Consider the following 20,937-nt stretch of genomic DNA (forward strand, 5'->3'; position numbering starts at 1 on the left):
ACAAAAACTGAATATTGGCGGCGGGTCATGGAAAACTACTTTCCAATCCTGATGTTTGTTCTGGTAGGGGTTGCGGTCGGGGTGTTGCCTGTCGCAATGGGCTTTATTCTTGCCCCAAACCGGCCGGATCCTGAGAAGCTCTCTCCCTACGAGTGTGGCTTTGAGGCTTTTGAGGATGCGCGCATGAAGTTTGATGTGCGCTTTTATTTGATTGCCATTCTTTTTATTTTGTTCGATCTGGAAATTGCTTTCCTGTTTCCGTGGGCGGCAATATTCAAGGATATCGTTGCGACTGAGTCGATCAAATTGTTCGGTTTTGTCGAGATGCTCGTGTTTGTTGCCATTCTGGTCATTGGCTATATTTATGCCTGGGCCAAGGGCGCGCTGGAATGGGAATGAGGCTGGGTTATGGCTATTGAAGGCGTCCTCCAGGAAGGTTTTGTCACCACGACGGCTGACAAGCTGATTAATTACATGCGAACCGGTTCGATTTGGCCGATGACTTTCGGTTTGGCTTGTTGTGCGGTTGAGATGATCCATGCTGGGGTTTCTCGTTACGATCTCGATCGTTTTGGGATTGTTTTTCGGGCAAGTCCTCGACAGTCCGATGTAATGATTGTCGCTGGTACGCTGACCAATAAAATGGCGCCGGCACTGCGCAAGGTTTATGACCAGATGGCTGAGCCGCGTTGGGTGGTCTCGATGGGTTCGTGTGCCAATGGCGGTGGCTACTACCACTACTCCTATTCTGTCGTGCGTGGCTGCGATCGCATCGTGCCTGTCGATATCTATGTTCCTGGTTGTCCCCCAACTGCTGAGGCCCTGATTTACGGCCTGATTCAGTTGCAGAACAAGATTCGCCGCACAAACACTATTGCTCGTTAATTGCCAAGGCTGATTAGATATGTCTGCCAAGCTGGAAACGCTTAGTCAAAACCTGCAAAAGCACTTTGGCGATAAGTTGAAATCGCTGAAGCTCGCTTTGGGTGAGTTAACCATTGAAGTCAATGCGGCCGACTATCTCGGCGTGATGACTGCGTTGCGGGATGAGGGCGATCTTCATTTCGAAGAAATCATCGATCTGTGTGGTGTCGATTACTCGACCTACGGTGATGGTGCTTGGCAAGGCCGGCGCTACGCAGCGGTTTCTCATCTTCTTTCGATTGCCAACAACTGGCGTTTGCGCGTGCGCGTATTTGCTGAAGACGACGAGTTTCCTTCCGTTGATTCCGTTATGGGTGTCTGGAAGAGTGTTAACTGGTTTGAACGGGAAGCGTTTGATCTCTACGGTATCGCCTTCGTGGGTCACGACGACCTGCGGCGCATCCTGACCGACTACGGTTTCATAGGGCATCCGTTCCGCAAGGATTTTCCGATTTCCGGTCACGTCGAAATGCGTTACGACCCCGATCAGGCTCGCGTGATCTATCAACCGGTCACCATCGAGCCTCGCGAAAACACCCCGCGCATCGTGCGCGAAGACACTTTCGGGGATACCGCTCATGGCTGACATCCGCAATTTTACGTTGAATTTTGGTCCGCAGCACCCTGCGGCGCACGGTGTGCTGCGTCTGGTGCTCGAACTGGATGGCGAAGTCGTCCAGCGCGCAGACCCGCACATTGGTCTCCTTCATCGCGCGACTGAAAAGCTTGCTGAAACCCGGACCTGGGTTCAATCTGTGCCGTACATGGATCGTCTCGACTACGTGTCGATGATGTGCAACGAGCATGCTTACTGCTTGGCGACTGAAAAGCTGCTCGGTATCGAAGTGCCGGAACGCGGCAAGTACATCCGGGTCATGTTCGACGAGGTCACCCGTATCCTCAACCATCTGTTGTGGGTCGGTTGTCATGCGCTGGACGTTGGTGCCATGACCATGGCGCTTTATACCTTCCGCGAACGTGAAGACCTGATGGACGTCTATGAGGCCGTTTCCGGTGCCCGGATGCATGCTGCTTACTATCGTCCGGGGGGCGTCTATCGTGACTTGCCGGACCGCATGCCGCAGTATCAGGAGTCGACATGGACCAATGCCAAGAAGGCTTCCGAAAAAAATGAGAATCGCAGCGGTTCCTTGCTCGACTTTCTTGAGGATTTCACCAATCGTTTCCCGACTTATCACGCTGAATATCACACCCTGCTGACCGACAATCGGATCTGGAAGCAGCGTCTGGTTAATGTCGGTGTAGTAACACCGGAACGTGCAATGCAGATGGGCTTTACCGGCGCCATGCTTCGCGGCTCAGGCATTGCTTGGGATTTGCGCAAGAAACAGCCGTACGCCGCCTACGACAAGATCAATTTCGACGTGCCGGTCGGTGTGAATGGCGACAGCTATGACCGTTACTTGGTTCGCATGGAAGAAATGCTCCAGTCGAACAATATCATCAAGCAATGTATCGCTTGGCTGCGCAAGAACCCCGGGCCGGTAATCACCGACAACAACAAGGTGGCGCCACCGCCGCGCGAAAACATGAAGACCAACATGGAGGAGCTGATTCACCACTTCAAGCTCTTCACCGAGGGCATCCATGTTCCGGCGGGTGAGGCTTATGCCGCAGTCGAGCACCCGAAAGGCGAGTTCGGCATCTACTTTGTTTCCGATGGTGCCAACAAGCCTTACCGCATGAAGATTCGTGCGCCAGGTTTTGTTCACTTGGCTGGTCTGGATGAGATGTCCAGAGGCCACATGCTCGCCGATGTCGTTACGATAATCGGTTCCCAAGATATTGTTTTTGGCGAGATCGACCGCTGATGTTTTCCGCTGAAACCCTCCAGAAGTTTGCCCGCGAGGTTGCCAAGTATCCCGCCGATCAAAAACAATCGGCGTCGATGGCCTGTCTCGCTCTCGCTCAGGAAGAAAAAGGCTGGCTGGCCCCCGAGTCTATCGAGGCTGTTGCTAATTATCTTGGTATGCCGCCGATTGCGGCCTACGAAGTGGCCTCTTTCTACAACATGTATGACCTGAAGCCGGTCGGCAAGTACAAAATAACGGTCTGCACCAATCTGCCTTGCGCACTTTCTGGTGGCTACCATGCCGGCGAATACCTCCAGAATAAACTTGGTGTCGGCTACGGTGAAACGACCCCGGATGGCAAATTCACATTGAAGGAAGGTGAGTGCATGGGGGCATGCGGTGATGCGCCGGTCTTCATCGTCAATAACCGCTCGATGTGTAGTTACATGCACCCGGAACAGATCGACAAGCTGCTTGAGGAGTGCAAATAATGGCCATGCTTGGTTCGATCAACGGCGTTCTGATGGAAGGCCTGGATGGCGACAATACCTGGCACCTCAAGGATTACGTTGCGCGCGGTGGCTATGCGCAACTGAAGCGCATCTTGGAAAGCAAGATGACCCAGGAAGACGTCATCAGCGAAGTGAAGAAGTCCGTGCTGCGAGGTCGTGGCGGCGCTGGCTTCCCGACCGGCCTGAAGTGGTCTTTCATGCCGCGTTCCTTCCCGGGCGACAAGTATGTTGTCTGCAACACCGACGAAGGTGAACCGGGGACCTTCAAGGACCGCGACATCATGCGCTTTAACCCGCATGCGGTCATCGAAGGCATGGCCATCGCCGCCTATGCGATGGGTGCGAACCGCGGTTACAACTACGTGCACGGCGAAGTCTGGCAGGAATACAAGCGTTTCGAAGAGGCGCTCGATCAGGCGCGCGCTGCTGGCTTCATTGGCCAGAACATTCTGGGTTCCGGCTTTAATTTCGAACTGTTCGCGCACCACGGTTACGGCGCCTATATCTGTGGCGAAGAAACTGCGCTGCTCGAATCGATCGAAGGCAAGAAGGGGCAGCCGCGCTTCAAACCACCCTTCCCGGCTTCATTCGGTCTGTATGGCAAACCGACGACCATCAACAACACCGAGACCTTTGCTTCCATTCCCTTCATCTTGAAGATGGGCGGCGAGGAGTTTCTCAATCTGGGCAAGCCGAATAACGGTGGGACCAAGCTGTTTTCTGTTTCCGGCCATGTCAATCGTCCGGGTAACTACGAGATTCCGCTGGGGACGCCGTTTGCAACCCTGCTCGAGATGTGTGGCGGTATGCGTGGTGGTCGCAAGCTGAAAGCTGTCATTCCGGGGGGCTCTTCTGCCCCTGTTATGCCGGCTGATGTGATCATGGATTGCACCATGGACTACGACTCGATCAGCAAGGGCGGTTCGATGCTCGGTTCTGGTGCGGTGATTGTCATGGATGAAACGGTTTGCATGGTCAAGGCGCTGGAGCGTCTTTCCTTCTTCTACCATGAAGAATCGTGCGGCCAATGCACGCCTTGCCGCGAAGGTACCGCCTGGATGTACAAGGTTGTGCATCGTATCGAGAACGGACTCGGTAAGCCCGAAGATCTGGATCTGCTGAACAGCGTGCTCGGCAATATTGCCGGTCGTACGATCTGCGCGCTTGGTGATGCGGCAGCTTTCCCAGTGCAGAGTTTCATCAAGCACTTCGGCAAGGAATTCGAGTACCACATTGAAAACAAGACCTGTCTGGTGCCCAAGGATGTTCAATGGGCCGGCAGTGGCTTCCACAAGATTCCGGCCTGACAGGTTGCGGGTTAGTAACGAAAGAACTGGCTACAAGGTAGCGACATGCTAGAAATCGAAATCGACGGCAAAAAAGCGCAAGTGCCCGACGGCAGCACGGTGATGGACGCCGCGCAGCAGGTTGGCGTGTACATTCCGCATTTCTGCTACCACAAGAAACTCTCGATTGCCGCCAACTGCCGGATGTGTCTGGTCCAGGTTGAAAAGGCGCCGAAGCCCTTGCCCGCCTGCGCGACGCCGGTAACCAATGGCATGAAGGTGTTCACCCACTCCGAACTGGCCGTCAAGGCGCAGAAGGGTGTGATGGAGTTCCTGCTAATCAATCACCCGCTGGATTGCCCGATCTGCGATCAGGGCGGCGAGTGCCAGTTGCAGGACATGTCCGTTGGTTACGGCCCGATGAAGAGCCGTTATACCGAAGAAAAGCACGTCGTGTTCCACAAGAGTGTCGGTCCGCTGATCTCGATGGAAGAAATGAGCCGCTGCATTCACTGTACCCGTTGCGTTCGCTTCGGCCAGGAAATCGGCGGCATCATGGAACTTGGCATGGCCAATCGCAACATGCATTCCGAGATCATGACTTTTGTCGGTCGTACGGTCGACTCGGAATTGTCGGGCAATATGATAGACCTCTGCCCGGTCGGTGCGCTGACCTCAAAGCCTTTCCGTTACACCGCCCGTTCCTGGGAACTGCAACGTCGCAAGTCGGTCAGCCCGCACGATTCCGTCGGTGCAAATCTGGTTGTCCAGGTCAAGCACGACAGCGTGATGCGCGTTTTGCCACGAGAAAACGAAGAAGTTAACGAGTGCTGGATCTCCGACAAGGAGCGTTTTTCCTACCAGGCATTGAACTCCGAAGAGCGCCTGACCAAGCCGATGGTCAAGCAGGGCGGGGAATGGAAGGAAGTCGACTGGAATGTCGCACTCGATTACGTTGCGCACGGCCTGAAGGATGTTTCCCGCGAACATGGTGGCGATGCGCTGGCGGCGCTGGCCGCCCAAAGCTCGACGGTTGAAGAACTCTTCCTGCTCGGCAAGGTCATGAAGGGCTTGGGCAGCGGCAATATCGATTTCCGTCCGCGTCAGAGTGATTTCTCCTCCGATTTCAAACGTGCCGGTTCTCCGTGGCTGGGCATGCGTCTGGCCGAGATCAAGGATCTTGACGGTGCTCTGGTAGTCGGCTCGTTCTTGCGCAAGGATCATCCCCTGATTGCTCAGCGTCTGCGTCAGGCAGCCAAGAAATACACCAAGGTCAGCCTGCTGTCGGTGACCGGTGATGAGCAACTGATCAATCTGCATGCCCGCATGACCGTTGCTCCGGCCAACCTGGCTGCGGCTCTGGCTGCAGTCGTCAAGGCTGCAGCCGAGATCAAGGGTACCGCCTTGCCGGCAGGTGTCGAGTCGGCGGTCGTTTGCGAGACGAGCAAGAAGATTGCTCAGAGCCTGGTCGATGGCGAAAAGCGCGCGGTGTTTCTGGGCAACGTCGCGACTCAATCCATTGATGCCACGCAATTGCATGCGCTGGCACTGGAGCTTGGCAAACTGACCAGCGCGACCGTCGGCTTTCTTGGTGAAGGTGCAAACACTGTGGGCGGCCATATTGCCCGGGCGCTGCCCTCCGGCGCCAATGCTCGCCAGATGTTCGAGCAGCCGCGCAAGGCTTATGTCCTGATGGGAATCGAGCCAGAATTTGATTGCGCTAACCCGCAACTGGTTCTGGGTGCGCTGAAACAGGCCAGTCTCGTGGTCTACATGTCGGCCTTCAAACATGCTCCGGCTCTGGAGTTTGCCGATGTGATGTTGCCGAATGCTCCTTACACCGAAACCTCGGGTACCTTCATTAATATTGAAGGTCGCGCCCAGGGTTTTAACGGTGTGGCCAAGGCCCGCGGCGATGCCCGCCCGGCCTGGAAGCTGTTGCGTGTTCTCGGTAACGTGTTGAATCTCGATGGCTTCAGCTATGCTTCGAGCGAAGATATTCGCGACGAAGTGCTGGGTAAGGGTGTCGAGTTCGTTACTGGCCTCGACAACGGCCTGAAGGATGTCAGCATTGGGCTGTCGGCTACCGGTACTGATGGCCTGCAGCGAATTGCCGATGTGCCGATCAACTTTGCCGATCCGATGGCACGTCGTGCGCCAGCTCTGCAGCAGACAGCAGATGCTGTTGCTCCGACTGCTCGCATTCACGAGCAAACCCTGGCGCAGCTAGGCGTTGCCGATGGCGCGCAAGTTCGCGTCAAGCAAGGTTCCGGTGAGGCGATACTGATCGCCAAGAGCGATAACAATGTGCCTGCCGGTTGTGTTCGCGTTTCGGCGGCACATGCAAGCACAGCGATGCTGGGCGATATGTTCGGCTCGATCTCCGTGGAGCGTGCATAAATGGACGCACTGATGAACTTCGGACTTGGGATTTTCGGCGGCGCCTGGCCTGCTGTCTGGACCCTTCTAAAAATCGTCCTGATCGTTGCTCCGCTGATGCTTGGCGTTGCGTATTTGACCTACTTTGAACGCAAGGTCATCGGTTACATGCAGGTTCGTATCGGTCCCAACCGGGTCGGTCCGTGGGGCCTGATACAGCCGATTGCCGATGGCCTGAAGCTGCTGCTGAAGGAAATTATTGTACCGACGACAGCTAACAAGGGCATTTTCATTATCGCCCCGATGTTGGCAATTGCTCCGGCGCTGGCTGCCTGGGCGGTGATTCCATTCACTGATTCCCTGGTTGTTGCCAATATTGATGCGAGCCTGCTCTACATCATGGCGATTACCTCCATGGGTGTGTATGGGGTAATTTTGTCTGGTTGGGCCTCAAACTCGAAGTACGCTTTCCTCGGTGCCATGCGTTCAGCCGCCCAAATGGTTTCTTACGAAATCTCGATGGGTTTCTCGCTGATCTGCGTGCTGATGGTGTCGAACAGTTTGAATCTGGTCGATATTGTCAATGTTCAGGATCAGGGACGTTTCGCTGGCTGGGGCCTGAGTTTCCTTTCGTGGAACTGGTTGCCCTTGTTCCCGATGTTCATTGTCTACCTGATTTCCGGCACAGCCGAACTGAATCGTGCGCCATTTGACGTTGCTGAAGGCGAAACCGAAATTGTTGCCGGCTTCCACGTTGAATATTCCGGGATGGCTTTCGCGCTCTTCTTCCTGGCTGAATACGCCAACATGATTCTGGTTGCGGCGCTAACTTCCCTCCTGTTCTTGGGTGGCTGGCTGTCCCCAGTTGGTTTCCTGCCTGACGGCATTCTTTGGCTGTTCGCCAAGATGTCGGCAATACTCTTCTTGTTCCTGTGGTTCCGGGCAACTTTCCCGCGTTACCGCTATGACCAGTTGATGCGTCTGGGCTGGAAGGTTTTCTTGCCGATCTGCTTGATCTGGCTGGTTGTTGTCGGCGTCTGGATGATGTCGCCATTGAATATCTGGAAGTGAGGAGAGACTAATGGGTTCGATGAAGGAAATCTTCAACAGCCTCTTCCTCAAGGAATTGTTGAAGGGCATGTCGGTCACGGGCAGATATTTCTTTGCTCGCAAGATCACCGTTCAATATCCGGAAGAAAAGACACCGCAGAGTTTCCGTTTTCGAGGGCTTCATGCGTTGCGTCGCTACCCGAACGGCGAGGAGCGTTGTATCGCCTGCAAGCTGTGTGAAGCAATCTGCCCGGCGCTGGCGATTACGATCGAGGCCGAACCACGTGACGACGGCTCGCGTCGCACGACGCGTTACGACATTGATCTGACCAAATGTATTTTTTGCGGTTTCTGTGAAGAGGCTTGCCCGGTCGATGCAGTGGTCGAAACGCGGGTTTTCGAATACCACGGCGAAAAGCGCGGTGATTTGTACTACACCAAGCAGATGTTGCTGGCCAACGGCGACCGCTACGAAGATCAAATCGCGAAGGATCGCGAACTTGATGCTTCTTACCGATAACAGGTGCTAGCAATGGATTTTCAAACTGCGGTTTTCTTCTTCCTGTCGGCGATCCTGATTTTTGCCAGCCTGCGCGTAATTACCGCGCGCAACCCGGTTCACGCCGCGCTGCATCTCATTCTTGCCTTCTTCACCTGCGGCGGCATCTGGGCTTTGTTGCAGGCTGAGTTTCTGGCGATTGCCATCATCCTCGTCTATGTCGGGGCGGTCATGGTGCTCTTCCTGTTTGTGGTGATGATGCTCGATATAAATATCGACCGTATTCGGCAGGGCTTTTGGAATTATCTGCCGCTCGGAGCATTGCTGGGTTTGCTGATGGTTCTGGAAATGGGCTTGGTGCTTGGTAGCAAGTACTTCCAGATTCCTGCCGCGGAAGCCATGCTTCCGGCCGGTATCTCCAATACAAAGAGTATCGGTGCGCTGATGTTCACCGACTACGTCTATCCCTTCGAGCTGGCTTCGCTCATTCTGCTTGTCGGCATGATCGCGGCAATCGTGCTGACATACCGCGGTCCGAAGAAGTCCAAGTACACCAACCCGAATCAGCAGGTCTTCGTCAAGGCGAAGGATCGCGTGCGACTCCTGCAGATGCCGGTTGAAAAAGACTGAACCCCGGGGAAACAATGCTAACTCTCTCTCTCTCCCATTTCCTGATTCTGGGCGCGATACTTTTCGCGATCAGCGTGGTCGGTATCTTCCTGAACCGGAAGAACCTGCTGGTGCTGCTGATGGCCATCGAGTTGATGCTTCTTGCGGTCAACATGAATTTCGTGGCTTTTTCCCACTATCTGCAGGATCTCTCAGGTCAGATCTTCGTCTTCTTCATCCTGACTGTTGCCGCTGCCGAATCGGCGATCGGCCTGGCCATTCTGATCGTGCTGTTCCGCAACCTCAAGAGCATCCATGTGGATGACCTGGGCAGCCTGAAGGGTTAAACATGGAAATGCAAAAACTCTACCTGCTCGTTCCTATGGCGCCGTTGGTCGGCGCCATGATTGCCGGCCTGTTCTGTCGCGTCATTCCACGCTGGGTTGCTCATACCGCAACCATCGCCGGTGTCGCCATCGCCTTTTTCGCGTCGGTCATCATCTTCAAGGATGTTCTGGCCGGCAATACATACAACGGTGCTGTCTATACCTGGCTGACCAGCGGCGACTACAAATTCGAAGTTGGTTTCCTGATTGATACGCTGACCACCACCATGATGCTGGTCGTCACCTTCGTGTCGTTGATGGTACATATCTACACCATTGGCTACATGCAGGAAGATCCGGGCTATAACCGCTTCTTCAGCTATATCTCGTTGTTTACCTTCTCCATGCTGATGCTGGTGATGAGCAACAACTTCATGCAGCTCTTCTTCGGCTGGGAAGCCGTGGGTCTGGTTTCCTACCTGCTGATCGGCTTCTGGTACACCCGCCCGACCGCCATCTTCGCCAACATGAAGGCCTTCCTGGTTAACCGTGTTGGTGACTTCGGTTTCATCCTTGGCATCGGTCTGGTGCTGGCACATTTCGGCTCGCTCGATTACAAAACAGTGTTTGAGAAAGCGCCGGAACTGGCAGCAACCACCATCAATATCTGGGGTGCCGCAGACTGGTCCTTGATGTCCGTTACCTGTATCTGCTTGTTCATCGGCGCGATGGGTAAATCAGCTCAAGTTCCGCTGCATGTCTGGCTGCCAGACTCGATGGAAGGCCCAACGCCAATCTCCGCGCTGATTCACGCTGCAACCATGGTTACTGCCGGTATCTTCATGGTCGCCCGGATGTCGCCGCTGTTCGAGTTGTCGACCACGGCACTCTCGTTCATCATCATTATTGGTGCGATCACTGCGCTGTTCATGGGCTTCCTGGGCATTATCCAGAACGATATCAAGCGCGTCGTCGCTTATTCGACGCTGTCGCAGTTGGGCTACATGACCGTTGCACTGGGTGCTTCGGCTTACTCGGTCGCCATCTTCCACCTGATGACCCACGCCTTCTTCAAAGCATTGTTGTTCCTTGGCGCTGGTTCCGTGATCATCGGGATGCACCATGATCAGGACATCCGCAACATGGGTGGTCTGCGCAAATATATGCCGATTACCTGGATTACCTCGCTGGTCGGTTCGCTGGCCTTGATCGGTACGCCTTTTATGTCCGGTTTCTATTCGAAGGATTCGATCATCGAAGCCGTTGCCTTGTCACATATTCCGGGTGCAGGCTTCGCGTACTTCGCTGTGCTGGCCGGCGTATTCGTTACCGCCTTCTATTCGTTCCGCATGTACTTCCTGGTCTTCCATGGTGAGGAGCGTTTCGGCAAGGCTGATGACGCACATCATCATGAGCATCACGGTGACCATGATGACGAAGAAACCTCGCACGACCATCATCATGGTCTGGCGCCGGGTCAAAAGCCGCATGAAACACCTTGGGTTGTCACGCTGCCGCTCGTCTTGCTGGCTATCCCGTCAGTGGTCATTGGTTTTATTGCCATCGGCCCGATGGTTTTCGGCGACTACTTCAAGGGCGTCATCTTCATCGATCACCATGCCCATCCGGCAATGGAGCATCTTTCCGAGCACTTCCACGGCGCGGTCGCCATGGGCGTCCATTCGCTGACCAGCCTGCCGTTCATTCTGGCCCTGTCCGGTGTCGTGGTTTCGTGGTTCTTCTACATGAAGCGTCCCGACATTCCGGCAGCCATTCAGCGTCGCTTCTCGGCCGTCCATACGCTGCTTGAGAACAAGTACTACTTCGACAAATTCAACGAGGTCGTATTCGCCGGTGGCGCTCGCCTTCTGGGCAAGGTGCTGTGGCGTGGCGGCGATGTTGCCATCATTGATGGCCTGATCGTCAATGGCTCGGCCAAGGTTGTTGGCTGGATCTCTTCCATTACCCGTCTGTTCCAGACCGGTTACGTCTATCACTACGCTTTCACCATGATCATCGGCGTCTTTGTGCTGATGACTCTGTGGATCAACCGCGCCTAAGCGTGAATAGTTCGCAGAAAAGCAAGGAATAACATGTCGACTTACCCGTTGCTGTCTCTCGCAATCTGGATCCCGATTTTCGCCGGACTGGTGGTGCTATCCACCGGTGGCGACCGGAACGCACCGCTGGCAAGAATGCTTTCGCTGGCCGGTGCCGTTGCCGGTTTCCTGATCACTATTCCGCTTTGGACTGGTTTCGATACCACCAACGGGGGCATGCAGTTCGTTGAACTCGGTTCCTGGATTCCGCGCTTCAACATCAATTACCACCTCGGGGTGGACGGCATCTCGATGCTGTTCGTCGTGCTGAACGCTTTCGTGACCATCATCGTGGTTGCCGCCGGTTGGGAAGTGGTCAAGACCAAGGTTGCCCAGTACAACGCTGCCTTCCTGATCATGTCCGGCCTGATGAACGGCATTTTTGCCTCACTTGATGGCGTGCTGTTCTACGTTTTCTTCGAAGCTTCGCTGATCCCGTTGTACCTGATCATTGGTGTGTGGGGTGGCCCGAACCGGGTTTACGCCGCCTTCAAGTTCTTCCTCTACACGCTGTTCGGTTCGCTGCTTCTGCTGCTTTCCCTGATGTATCTGTTCATCAATTCCGGCGGCAGCTTCTCGATTCTCGAATGGCACAAGATGCCGATCGGCCTTGGCCCGCAGATCTGGCTTTTCTTGGCGTTTCTGGTTGCCTTTGCCGTCAAGGTGCCGATGTGGCCGGTGCATACCTGGTTGCCGGATGCCCACGTCGAAGCGCCAACCGGCGGTTCCATCGTGCTGGCCGCGATTGCACTGAAGCTGGGCGCCTATGGCTTTATCCGGTTCTCGCTGCCGATCCTGCCTGACGCCTCGCATGAGTTGTCCGCTTTGGTTCTGGGCATGTCGTTGATTGCTGTCGTCTATATCGGTTTTGTTGCCCTGGTTCAGGAAGACATGAAGAAACTGGTGGCCTATTCGTCCATCGCGCACATGGGTTTCGTGACCCTGGGCTTCTTCATGTTCAGTCCGCTCGCCGTTGAAGGCGCTCTGGTCCAGATGGTCTCCCATGGTTTTGTTGCCGGTGCCATGTTCTTCTGTATCGGTGTCATGTACGACCGCGTGCATAGCCGACAGATCGCCGATTACGGCGGTGTGGTGAACACCATGCCAAAATTTGCTGCGCTGTTCATGCTGTTCTCCATGGCCAATGCCGGTCTGCCGGCTACCTCGGGCTTTGTTGGCGAATTCATGGTCATCCTCGCCGCTACCAAGTTCAATTTCTGGGTGGCCTTTGCGGCCGCCACCTCGCTGATCGTCGGCGCCGCCTACACGCTGTGGATGTACAAACGCGTGGTTTTCGGCGATGTCACCAATCATCACGTGGCCGAACTGACCGATATCAACAAGCGCGAGTTCGCCATTCTCGGCGTACTGGCTCTCTGCACCCTGGGCATGGGTCTCTACCCGCAGCCTTTCACGGAAGTCATGCACGCCTCGGTCAATGACCTGTTGCGTCATGTCGCCATCAGCAAGATTCAATAAACGGTAGCCGACATGTTCGACAATTTCGTTGTCCCCAACCTTCTGCCCGCAGCGCCGGAAATCTTTCTGACGGTGATGGCGCTGGCCATCCTGATGATCGACTTGCTGGTCAAGGATAGCCGCCGCACAGTTATCTTCGTGCTGACCCAACTGACGCTGATCGGTTGCGCCGCTATCCAGTTCGCAACGAGTACCGGTGATATCTCTTACACGTTCAGCAACATGTTCGTTGATGATCTGATGTCAGATCTGCTGAAGCTCTTCCTGTACATGACCATGGTCATCGTCATGTTCTACTCGCGTGGCTATGTCATTGATCGCGACTCGATGAACAAGGGCGAATACTACGTGCTGGCGCTGTTCGCGACGCTCGGCATGATGGTCATGATCTCCGCCAATCATTTCCTGACCATCTACATCGGCCTCGAACTGCTGTCGCTGTCGCTCTACGCCATGGTCGCCATGAACCGTGACTCGGTGCAGTCCACCGAAGCGGCGATGAAATACTTTGTCCTTGGTGCGCTGGCCTCCGGCCTGCTGCTCTACGGAATGTCGATGATCTACGGGGCGACCGGTACGCTGGAAATCACCGGCATTGCCGAGCGCCTGTACGGCGGCGGTGTAAACAAGAGCGTGATGGTCTTTGGCCTGGTCTTCCTGGTTGCCGGCCTCGCCTTCAAGCTCGGCGTCGTGCCGTTCCACATGTGGATTCCGGACGTCTATCACGGTGCGCCGACCTCGGTTACGCTGCTCATCGGCTCCGCTCCGAAGCTTGCTGCCTTCGCCATCGTCATGCGCCTGCTCGTCAATGGCCTGATCACCATGGCGGCCGATTGGCAGGCCATGCTGATCATTCTCTCCGTGCTCTCGATGGCCATCGGTAACCTTGCCGCCATCGCCCAGACCAACCTCAAGCGCATGCTGGCCTACTCCGCCATCTCGCACATGGGCTTCATGCTGCTTGGTATCGTTACCGGTGTGGTCAGCGGCGATGCCCGCTACGCGCTCAATGCCTACAGCTCGGCCATGTTCTACGTCATCGCCTACGTGCTGATGAGTGCCGGCACTTTCGGCATGATCCTGCTCATGTCGCGGGCCGGGTTCGAAGCCGAGAACATCGAAGACTTCAAGGGCCTCAACAAGCGCAGCCCGTGGTTTGCCGGCATCATGCTCATGCTCATGTTCTCGATGGCTGGCGTGCCGTTCTTCATCGGTTTCTTCGCCAAGTTCTCCGTCCTGCAGGCTGTCGTTGCCGCTGGCTACATGTGGCTGGCCATCGTTGCCGTCCTCTTCTCGCTGATCGGTACCTTCTACTACCTGCGCGTCGTCAAGGTCATGTACTTCGATGCCCCGGCCGACGATACCCCGCTGGCCGCGCCGATGGACATGCGCATCCTGATTTCTGCCAACGGTCTGGCCGTCGCTGCCCTTGGCATCTTCCCGCAAGTCATCATGTCGCTGTGTGCCTACGCGCTGCTTCGTTCGCTCTGATGCTGCAGTGAAGTGATTCAATAAAACGCCCCGCCAGTCGGGGCGTTTCTTTTTGTGGAGTTTGAAATGTCGCACGACGCTCACCTGATCGAATCCGAAGTCTCCTCCGAGAGTGTCTTCAAGGGGGCTTTGCTCAACGTCCGCAAGGATCGCGTACTACTGCCCAATGGCCAGGAATCGATCCGGGAATACATCGTTCACCCCGGCGCCGTTGTCATTCTCGCCTTCCTGCCCAACGGCAATCTGCTCTTCGAGCGCCAGTTCCGCTACCCGCTGCGCCGCGTCTTCCTCGAACTGCCGGCCGGCAAGATTGATCATGGCGAAGCCATCATCGACACCGCCCAGCGCGAACTCAAGGAAGAAACCGGCTACGTTGCCAGCGACTGGGAGTATCTCGGCGTGATGCACCCGTGCATCGGTTATTCCGACGAACGGATCGAAATCTTCACCGCCCGCGGCCTGCACCTGGCCGGGGAAAAACAGCTCGACCACAACGAATTCCTCGATGTCGTAGAACTCTCGCCGGCCGAAGCCAGGCAGGCGGTCTGGGATGGCCGCATTACCGACGCCAAGACCATCACCTCATTGTTCTGGCTCGATAAGCCGTAAACCCGAGTCTTGAGCCGGTTCGTAGCGAATGCTACGGTCAACCGGAAAAAACAGCCAAAATTGAAATCTTGGTTGGGGCCTGAAATTGGTCCCCAAAGCAAAACGCCCCGGCATGACCGGGGCGTTTTTGGTTGAGGCAGTCAGCAATCAGCCACAGGTGCCTACCGCGCCGCAGGCCGTACAGAAATCACAACCATCCTTGCGGATCATCGTGTGGTTGCCGCACTCGCCACAGAGCTTGCCTTGTGTCGGCAGGACCTTGTTGCTGGTCGAGTCTTCCGGTGCTTCGAGGATGCCCATCTGCTGCAGCGGGAAGCCGCTCTCGTCGAGAATGCCGAGCATGGCGTAGCGATGGATGATGAGCTGGGCGATGTAGGCGACGGTGGACGGGAAGGTCTGCTGTTTGCGCGAACCGGGCACGAAGGCCATGAAGTCGCCGAGCGGCTCGGAGTAGTCGATCAGCTTGCGCAGCTTCATGCCGATCCAGGCCGGATCGAGGACGCGCATGTCGAGCGAGAGCAGCTTGGAGAGGCCGTCCAGGGCGCGCGGGTAGTTGCCCGACAGCCACATCGAGTAAGGGCGGGTAACCCCGTCCGGCAGGGTGATTTCCTTGAGGCCGAGGACGAAATCTTCGCTGGTCGACGGATTGTTGATATCGACCGTCCAGGACAGCGTGCCGTCGGTGCCGGTCTTCGGCTCCTTGGCACTGAACAGGGCGTCCTTCACCGGCGTCGGGCCTTCGTGCTTGAAGGCGCCGAGCTGTTCGCAACGCCAGGCGATGACTTGGGCCATGGCGGATACCACGGACGGCACGCGCTTGCGCTCGCCGTGCGGTGGCATCGGCATTTCGAAGGAGTCGCCCGGCGTCTTGGCCAGAGCGTCGAGCTTCATTTGCAGCCAGGCGTGGTCGTTGGCGCGCATGTCCATGGACAGCGTCTTGGCGACGGCACCCAGGCCGCGTGGTTCGGCCGGGCCGTTGGCCCAGACTTCGAACGGCCAGGCGCGGCCTTCCGGTTCGACGTGGCCGACGAACAGTGCGAACTTGCCAATCGGTGAGTCGAGCATGTAGGTCCAGCACAGGTTGCCTTCCGGCAGGTTCGGGCGGCCCGGCCAGCGCAGGCTGGCGAGCACCGGGGCCGGCAGGTTCTTGATCGACAGGCGGCGGTTGGCATCGGAAACGAAATCCTGTGGTGCCTTGGCTGCGTCAGCTTCGGTCTTGGCCGGTTCGGTCGAGGTGACGGAAAGCACGGAACCGAGCACGCTGTTCGGACGGTAGGTAGCCAGACCCTTGAGGCCGGATTTCCAGGCGCTCATGTAGAGATCCTGGAAGTCTTCGTACGGGTAGTCAGCCGGGACGTTGACTGTCTTTGAAATCGAGGTGTCGATGAACGGGGCGACCGCGGCAACCATGTCGCTGTGCGCCTGGGCGGAGATTTCCAGGGCCGTGACGAAGTACTCGGGCAGTTTGGAAATATCGCCGCCATGATGCTTGTACAGGCGCCAGGCGTAATCCTCTACCGAGTATTCCTTGATCGTGCCGTCCTGCATGCGCTTCTTGCGGCTGTAGGTCCAGGAGAACGGCGGTTCGATGCCGTTTGAGGCGTTATCGGCGAAGGCCAGCGAAATGGTGCCAGTCGGCGCGATGGACAGCAGGTGCGAGTTGCGCAGGCCGTGCTTGCGAATCTCGGCCTTGACGTCACCCGGCAGGCGGGAAGCGAAGTTGCCGCCAGACAGGTACAGTTCGGCGTTGAACAGCGGGAAGGCACCGCGTTCCTTGGCCATTTCGACCGAGTACATGTAGGCCGTGTCGCGCATGAATTCGCTGATGCGGGCCGCCATGGCGCGGGCTTCCGGCTTGTCGTAGCGCAGGCGGAGCATGGCCAGCGCATCGCCGAGGCCGGTGTAGCCGAGGCCGACGCGGCGCTTGTTGGCGGCTTCCTGCTGCTGGCGTTCGAGCGGCCAGTGGGTCGCGTCGAGCACGTTGTCGAGCATGCGGGTCGAGATGCGGATGACTTCGGCAAAGGTGTCGAAATCGAACTCGGCCTGCTCGGAGAAGGCGTCTTTGATGTACAGCGTCAGGTTGATCGAACCCAGGCAGCAGCAGCCGTACGGCGGCAGCGGCTGTTCAGCGCAGGGGTTGGTCGCCTCGATCACTTCGCAGTAATTGAGGTTGTTGTCCTTGTTCATGCGGTCGAGGAACAGGATGCCCGGCTCGGCGTGGTCGTAGGTCGATTTCATGACCTGGTCCCACAGTTCGCGGGCGCGCAGCTTGCGGTACACCCACATGCCGTCCTCGCGCTGATAGGCACCGGCCGCACGCATCTCGGCATTCGGCTCGGCGCGGTGCAGCAGTTCGACGTCACCGTCGGCATCAACAGCTTGCATGAACGGGTCGGTGACGCCGATCGAGATGTTGAAATTGGTCAGGTCGCCCTTGTCCTTGGCGTGGATGAAAACTTCAATATCCGGGTGGTCGCAGCGCAGCACGCCCATCTGGGCGCCACGGCGGGCGCCGGCCGATTCGACGGTTTCGCACGAGCGGTCGAAAACACGCATGTACGACACCGGGCCGGAAGCGCGCGACTGGGTACCCTTGACGCGGGCGCCTTGCGGGCGGATGGAGGAAAAATCGTAGCCGACGCCGCCACCACGACGCATCGTTTCAGCGGCTTGGGCCAGTGCCGTGTAGATGCCGGGCTTGCCATCGGTGTTTTCGACGATGGAGTCGCCAACCGGCTGCACGAAACAGTTGATCAGCGTCGCCTGGAGGTCGGTACCGGCGGCCGAGTTGATGCGGCCGGCTGGAATGAAGCCGTTTTCCTGGGCCCACAGGAACTTCGATTCCCAATGGGCGCGATCTGCTTCCTGCTCGACTTGGGCCAGCGCGTAGGCAACGCGACGGCGCACGTCATGAACGTTGGTTTCCTTGCCCTTGGCGTACTTCTCGATGAGCACTTCGGCGGAAATTTCCTGCTCCGGCAGCGGCGCGAATTGCGGTGGTGCGGGAATGTCAGTCAGCGAAAGCTGTTCGGCGATTTTGCTCATCCAAGGCTCCTCTACAAAATTCGGATTTTTTTGGGTTGTTAATTTTCGAATGTTGCAAAGCTACTAGATATAGTGCTCGAAGGCAATATCTTGACTAGATACGGTGTTTCGTGTGTTCCCTTTTGTCGATGCTGTTGGGGTAAAAAAAGCCCGAAAAAACAATGCCCCGGCCGCATTTGGCGACCGGGGCATGGCGAAAAATATTTTTCCTAGAGGGCGAGAAGTGTCTGTGCGTGGTGCGCCATCATCCATTCTTCATTGGTCGGAATGACCAGCACATCGACGCTGCTGTTGCCGGCGCTGATCACGATATCGTGACGTGCATTGGCTTCCGGATTGAGGCGGATGCCCAGCCATTCGGACTGCAGACAGACCCGACGGCGGACTTCGGCGGCGTGCTCGCCGATACCGCCGGTGAATACCAGCGCATCGATGCCGCCCGACGCTGCCACCAGTGAGCCGAGTTCGCGGGCGATGCGGTAGCAGAACAGGTCTACCGCTTCCTGGGCTTCCGGCTTGTTGCTCGACAGCAGGGTACGCATGTCCTGACTGATGCCGGAAACGCCGAGCAGGCCGGATTCCTTGTAGAGCATCCTGGTCATGTCCTTGACCGACAGACCCTTGGTTTCCATGAGGTGGAGGATGACGCCCGGGTCGAGATTGCCGCAGCGCGTGCCCATGAGCAGGCCATCGATGGTCGAGAAGCCAAGCGTCGTGGCGACGCATTTGCGATTGACCATGGCTGCCATGCTGGCGCCGTTGCCGAGGTGGGCGACGACGACACGACCGGATGCCCGATGCGAATGCTGGGGCAGGGCGCGGGCGATGAATTCATAGGACAGGCCATGGAAGCCGTAGCGTTTGATGCCTTCGGCCGACAGGGCGCGGGGCAGGCCGAAGGTCTGGGCGACGTCGGGCTGACTGCGGTGGAAGGCGGTGTCGAAACAGGCGATCTGCGGCACACCGGGGAGCAGCGCCTGCAGGGCACGGATACCGGCGACATTGTGTGGTTCGTGCAGCGGGGCGAGCGGGATGAAACTGGTCAGGTGGCCGAGCACGGTGTCATCGACAATGGTCGGCTGCGAGTAACGCTCGCCGCCATGCACGACGCGGTGCCCGACGGCGACGATCTGCCAGCCGGCATGGGTGGCCATGAACCATTTGAGCAGCGCATCGAAAGCCTGGTCGTGGCTGACCTGCTCGCCAGCGATCATCTGGTCGGCGATTTTTTCGCCGGCCTTGTCCTTGGCGACCATTTTCGTGGCGTTGGTGCCGATGCCGTCGATCTGGCCGGAGACTTCGGCTTCCGGGGAAATCGGGTGGGCGAGGGAGAAAAGGGCGAACTTGATCGACGACGATCCGGCATTGATCGTCAGGATGCCTTGCTTCATTTAGATGGTTCCAGTTTTGCGGTTGTGGTGGGCGATCAGTGCGGCGATGACGCACGATGCGGTACGGGTTTCGGCCGTGTCGGCGCGGCTGGTCAGCACGATGGGCACCTTGGTGCCGAGCACGATGCCAGCGGTCAGCGCATTGGCCAGGTATTCGAGCTGCTTGGCGACCATATTGCCGGATTCAAGGTCGGGGACGACGAGGATTTCGGCATGGCCGGCTACGGCCGATTTGATGCCCTTGGTCTTGGCCGCGACAATGGAAATGGCGTTGTCGAAAGCCAGCGGACCGTCGAGGATGCCACCCTTGATCTGGCCGCGGTCGGCCATCTTGCACAGGGCGGCGGCATCGAGCGTGGATTGGATCTTGGGATTGATGGTTTCGACCGCTGAAAGGATTGCCACCTTGGGTTCCGGGATGCCGAGAATGTGGGCGAGATCAATGGCATTGCGGATGATGTCGGCCTTCTCTTCGAGCGTCGGGGCGATATTGATCGCCGCGTCGGTGATGAGCAGCGGACGGTGATAGGTCGGCACGTCCATGACAAAAACGTGGCTAATCCGGCGGCTGGTGCGCAAACCGTTGGCACGGGCGACGACTTCGCCCATCAATTCGTCGGTATGCAGGCTGCCTTTCATCAAGGCCTCGGCGTCGCCGGTGCGCACCAGCGAAACAGCCAGTCCGGCAGAGTCGTGGCTGTGTGCGGCATGGACGATGCGGATGCCGGAAAGGTCGATGCCGAATTCCTCGGCAATGGCGCGAATCTTGTTTTCGGGGCCGACCAGGATCGGCTCGATGATGCCGGCCTGGAAGGCCATGACCGGGCCTTTCAGCGACTCGTGGTCGCACGGGTGGGCGACCGCAGTCGGGATCGGCTCCAGCCCCCTGACCCGTTCGAGCAACTGGATGTAGCGCTCGTGCTTGTCGTCGATGCGGATCTCCGGCATATGTACTTCCTGCAGGCGGGAGACCTTCTCCGTCGGGGCCAGCACTTCGGCGGTGCCGCGCACCACCTGCAGGCCTTCCTGGTTGGTGCATACGCAGTCGAAATTGACATGCTTGTTGTGATCGAATTTCTGCTTGGCCGTAACGGTGATCGTGATCGTGTCGCCGATCGTCACCGGGCGGGCGAAGTGCAAGGCCTGGTCGATCAGGATGGTGCCGGGGCCGGGAAACTGGGTGCCAAGGACGGTCGAGATCAGCGAGCCGCTCCACATGCCGTGGGCGATGACTTCGCGGAACAGGCCGCTTTGGGAATAACCCGGGTCGACCACCGAGGGATTGACGTCGCCGGTCAGGATGGCGAACAGTTTCACGTCCTCGGGCATCAGGGTTCGCGTCAGGCTGGCCGAGTCGCCGACGCGGATTTCGTCGTAGGTCTTGTTGACCAGATAACGCTGCTCGCTGCTTTCATGCATGGTAA

The 20,937-nt window shown here is 57.3% G+C and carries 18 protein-coding genes; 15 read left to right on the plus strand and 3 right to left on the minus strand.

All coding sequences use genetic code 11. The features are described 5' to 3' along the window. Nucleotides 1–27 precede the first annotated feature (27 nt). From ndhC to KI613_RS05480, 15 genes are all read left to right on the plus strand, one after another. Entirely contained in the window at nt 28–399 is a 372-nt protein-coding gene (gene ndhC / locus KI613_RS05410; protein ID WP_226404174.1) for an NADH-quinone oxidoreductase subunit A, read from the plus strand. A 9-nt stretch (nt 400–408) separates the two neighbouring features. Further along, nucleotides 409–885 (plus strand): NuoB/complex I 20 kDa subunit family protein, encoded by a 477-nt coding sequence (locus KI613_RS05415; RefSeq protein ID WP_226404175.1) that lies wholly within the window; start codon nt 409–411, stop codon nt 883–885. Nucleotides 886–904: 19 nt separating this feature from the next. Then, nucleotides 905–1,510: an NADH-quinone oxidoreductase subunit C gene (locus KI613_RS05420; RefSeq protein ID WP_226404176.1), complete on the plus strand. Its 606-nt coding sequence runs from the start codon at nt 905–907 to the stop codon at nt 1,508–1,510. After that, complete coding sequence (locus KI613_RS05425; RefSeq protein ID WP_226404177.1) at nt 1,503–2,756, plus strand: NADH-quinone oxidoreductase subunit D; 1,254 nt, start codon at nt 1,503–1,505, stop codon at nt 2,754–2,756. The genes KI613_RS05420 and KI613_RS05425 overlap by 8 nt, the downstream gene beginning before the upstream one ends. Further along, nucleotides 2,756–3,229 (plus strand): NADH-quinone oxidoreductase subunit NuoE, encoded by a 474-nt coding sequence (nuoE, locus tag KI613_RS05430; RefSeq protein ID WP_226404178.1) that lies wholly within the window; start codon nt 2,756–2,758, stop codon nt 3,227–3,229. The genes KI613_RS05425 and nuoE overlap by 1 nt, the downstream gene beginning before the upstream one ends. Then, a complete protein-coding gene (nuoF, locus tag KI613_RS05435) occupies nt 3,229–4,557 on the plus strand; it encodes an NADH-quinone oxidoreductase subunit NuoF (protein WP_226404179.1) in 1,329 nt (442 codons plus the stop codon). The genes nuoE and nuoF overlap by 1 nt, the downstream gene beginning before the upstream one ends. 45 nt (nt 4,558–4,602) lie before the next feature. Beyond that, nucleotides 4,603–6,936, plus strand: a complete 2,334-nt coding sequence (gene nuoG, locus KI613_RS05440) for an NADH-quinone oxidoreductase subunit NuoG (RefSeq protein ID WP_226404180.1) — start codon at nt 4,603–4,605, stop codon at nt 6,934–6,936. After that, complete coding sequence (gene nuoH / locus KI613_RS05445; protein ID WP_226404181.1) at nt 6,937–7,986, plus strand: NADH-quinone oxidoreductase subunit NuoH; 1,050 nt, start codon at nt 6,937–6,939, stop codon at nt 7,984–7,986. 10 nt (nt 7,987–7,996) lie between these two features. After that, nucleotides 7,997–8,485 carry an NADH-quinone oxidoreductase subunit NuoI gene (gene nuoI, locus KI613_RS05450; protein WP_226404182.1) on the plus strand — a complete coding sequence of 163 codons (489 nt, stop codon included), beginning with the start codon at nt 7,997–7,999 and terminating at the stop codon, nt 8,483–8,485. A 12-nt stretch (nt 8,486–8,497) separates the two neighbouring features. Beyond that, on the plus strand, nt 8,498–9,094 hold the full coding sequence (locus tag KI613_RS05455; RefSeq protein WP_226404183.1) for an NADH-quinone oxidoreductase subunit J: 597 nt from the start codon (nt 8,498–8,500) through the stop codon (nt 9,092–9,094). 14 nt (nt 9,095–9,108) lie between these two features. Further along, complete coding sequence (gene nuoK, locus KI613_RS05460) at nt 9,109–9,420, plus strand: NADH-quinone oxidoreductase subunit NuoK (RefSeq protein WP_011286724.1); 312 nt, start codon at nt 9,109–9,111, stop codon at nt 9,418–9,420. 2 nt (nt 9,421–9,422) lie between these two features. Further along, on the plus strand, nt 9,423–11,459 hold the full coding sequence (gene nuoL / locus KI613_RS05465; protein ID WP_226404184.1) for an NADH-quinone oxidoreductase subunit L: 2,037 nt from the start codon (nt 9,423–9,425) through the stop codon (nt 11,457–11,459). 33 nt (nt 11,460–11,492) lie between these two features. Next, on the plus strand, nt 11,493–12,977 hold the full coding sequence (locus KI613_RS05470; RefSeq protein WP_226404185.1) for an NADH-quinone oxidoreductase subunit M: 1,485 nt from the start codon (nt 11,493–11,495) through the stop codon (nt 12,975–12,977). A 12-nt stretch (nt 12,978–12,989) separates the two neighbouring features. Next, entirely contained in the window at nt 12,990–14,468 is a 1,479-nt protein-coding gene (gene nuoN / locus KI613_RS05475; RefSeq protein WP_226404186.1) for an NADH-quinone oxidoreductase subunit NuoN, read from the plus strand. A 66-nt stretch (nt 14,469–14,534) separates the two neighbouring features. Then, nucleotides 14,535–15,077 (plus strand): NUDIX domain-containing protein, encoded by a 543-nt coding sequence (locus KI613_RS05480; protein ID WP_226404187.1) that lies wholly within the window; start codon nt 14,535–14,537, stop codon nt 15,075–15,077. A gap of 147 nt (nt 15,078–15,224) precedes the next feature. Here the strand turns inward: KI613_RS05480 and KI613_RS05485 are convergent, their stop codons facing one another. The 3 genes from KI613_RS05485 to KI613_RS05495 form a co-directional block, all read right to left on the minus strand. Then, a complete protein-coding gene (locus KI613_RS05485) occupies nt 15,225–18,122 on the minus strand; it encodes an adenosylcobalamin-dependent ribonucleoside-diphosphate reductase (protein ID WP_226404188.1) in 2,898 nt (965 codons plus the stop codon). 209 nt (nt 18,123–18,331) lie between these two features. Continuing rightward, on the minus strand, nt 18,332–19,513 hold the full coding sequence (locus KI613_RS05490; RefSeq protein ID WP_226404189.1) for an acetate/propionate family kinase: 1,182 nt from the start codon (nt 19,511–19,513) through the stop codon (nt 18,332–18,334). After that, nucleotides 19,514–20,932 (minus strand): bifunctional enoyl-CoA hydratase/phosphate acetyltransferase, encoded by a 1,419-nt coding sequence (locus KI613_RS05495; protein WP_226404190.1) that lies wholly within the window; start codon nt 20,930–20,932, stop codon nt 19,514–19,516. Nucleotides 20,933–20,937 lie beyond the last annotated feature (5 nt).

The sequence above is a fragment of the Ferribacterium limneticum genome (assembly GCF_020510585.1).
In the GTDB taxonomy this organism is placed as follows: Bacteria; Pseudomonadota; Gammaproteobacteria; order Burkholderiales; family Rhodocyclaceae; genus Azonexus.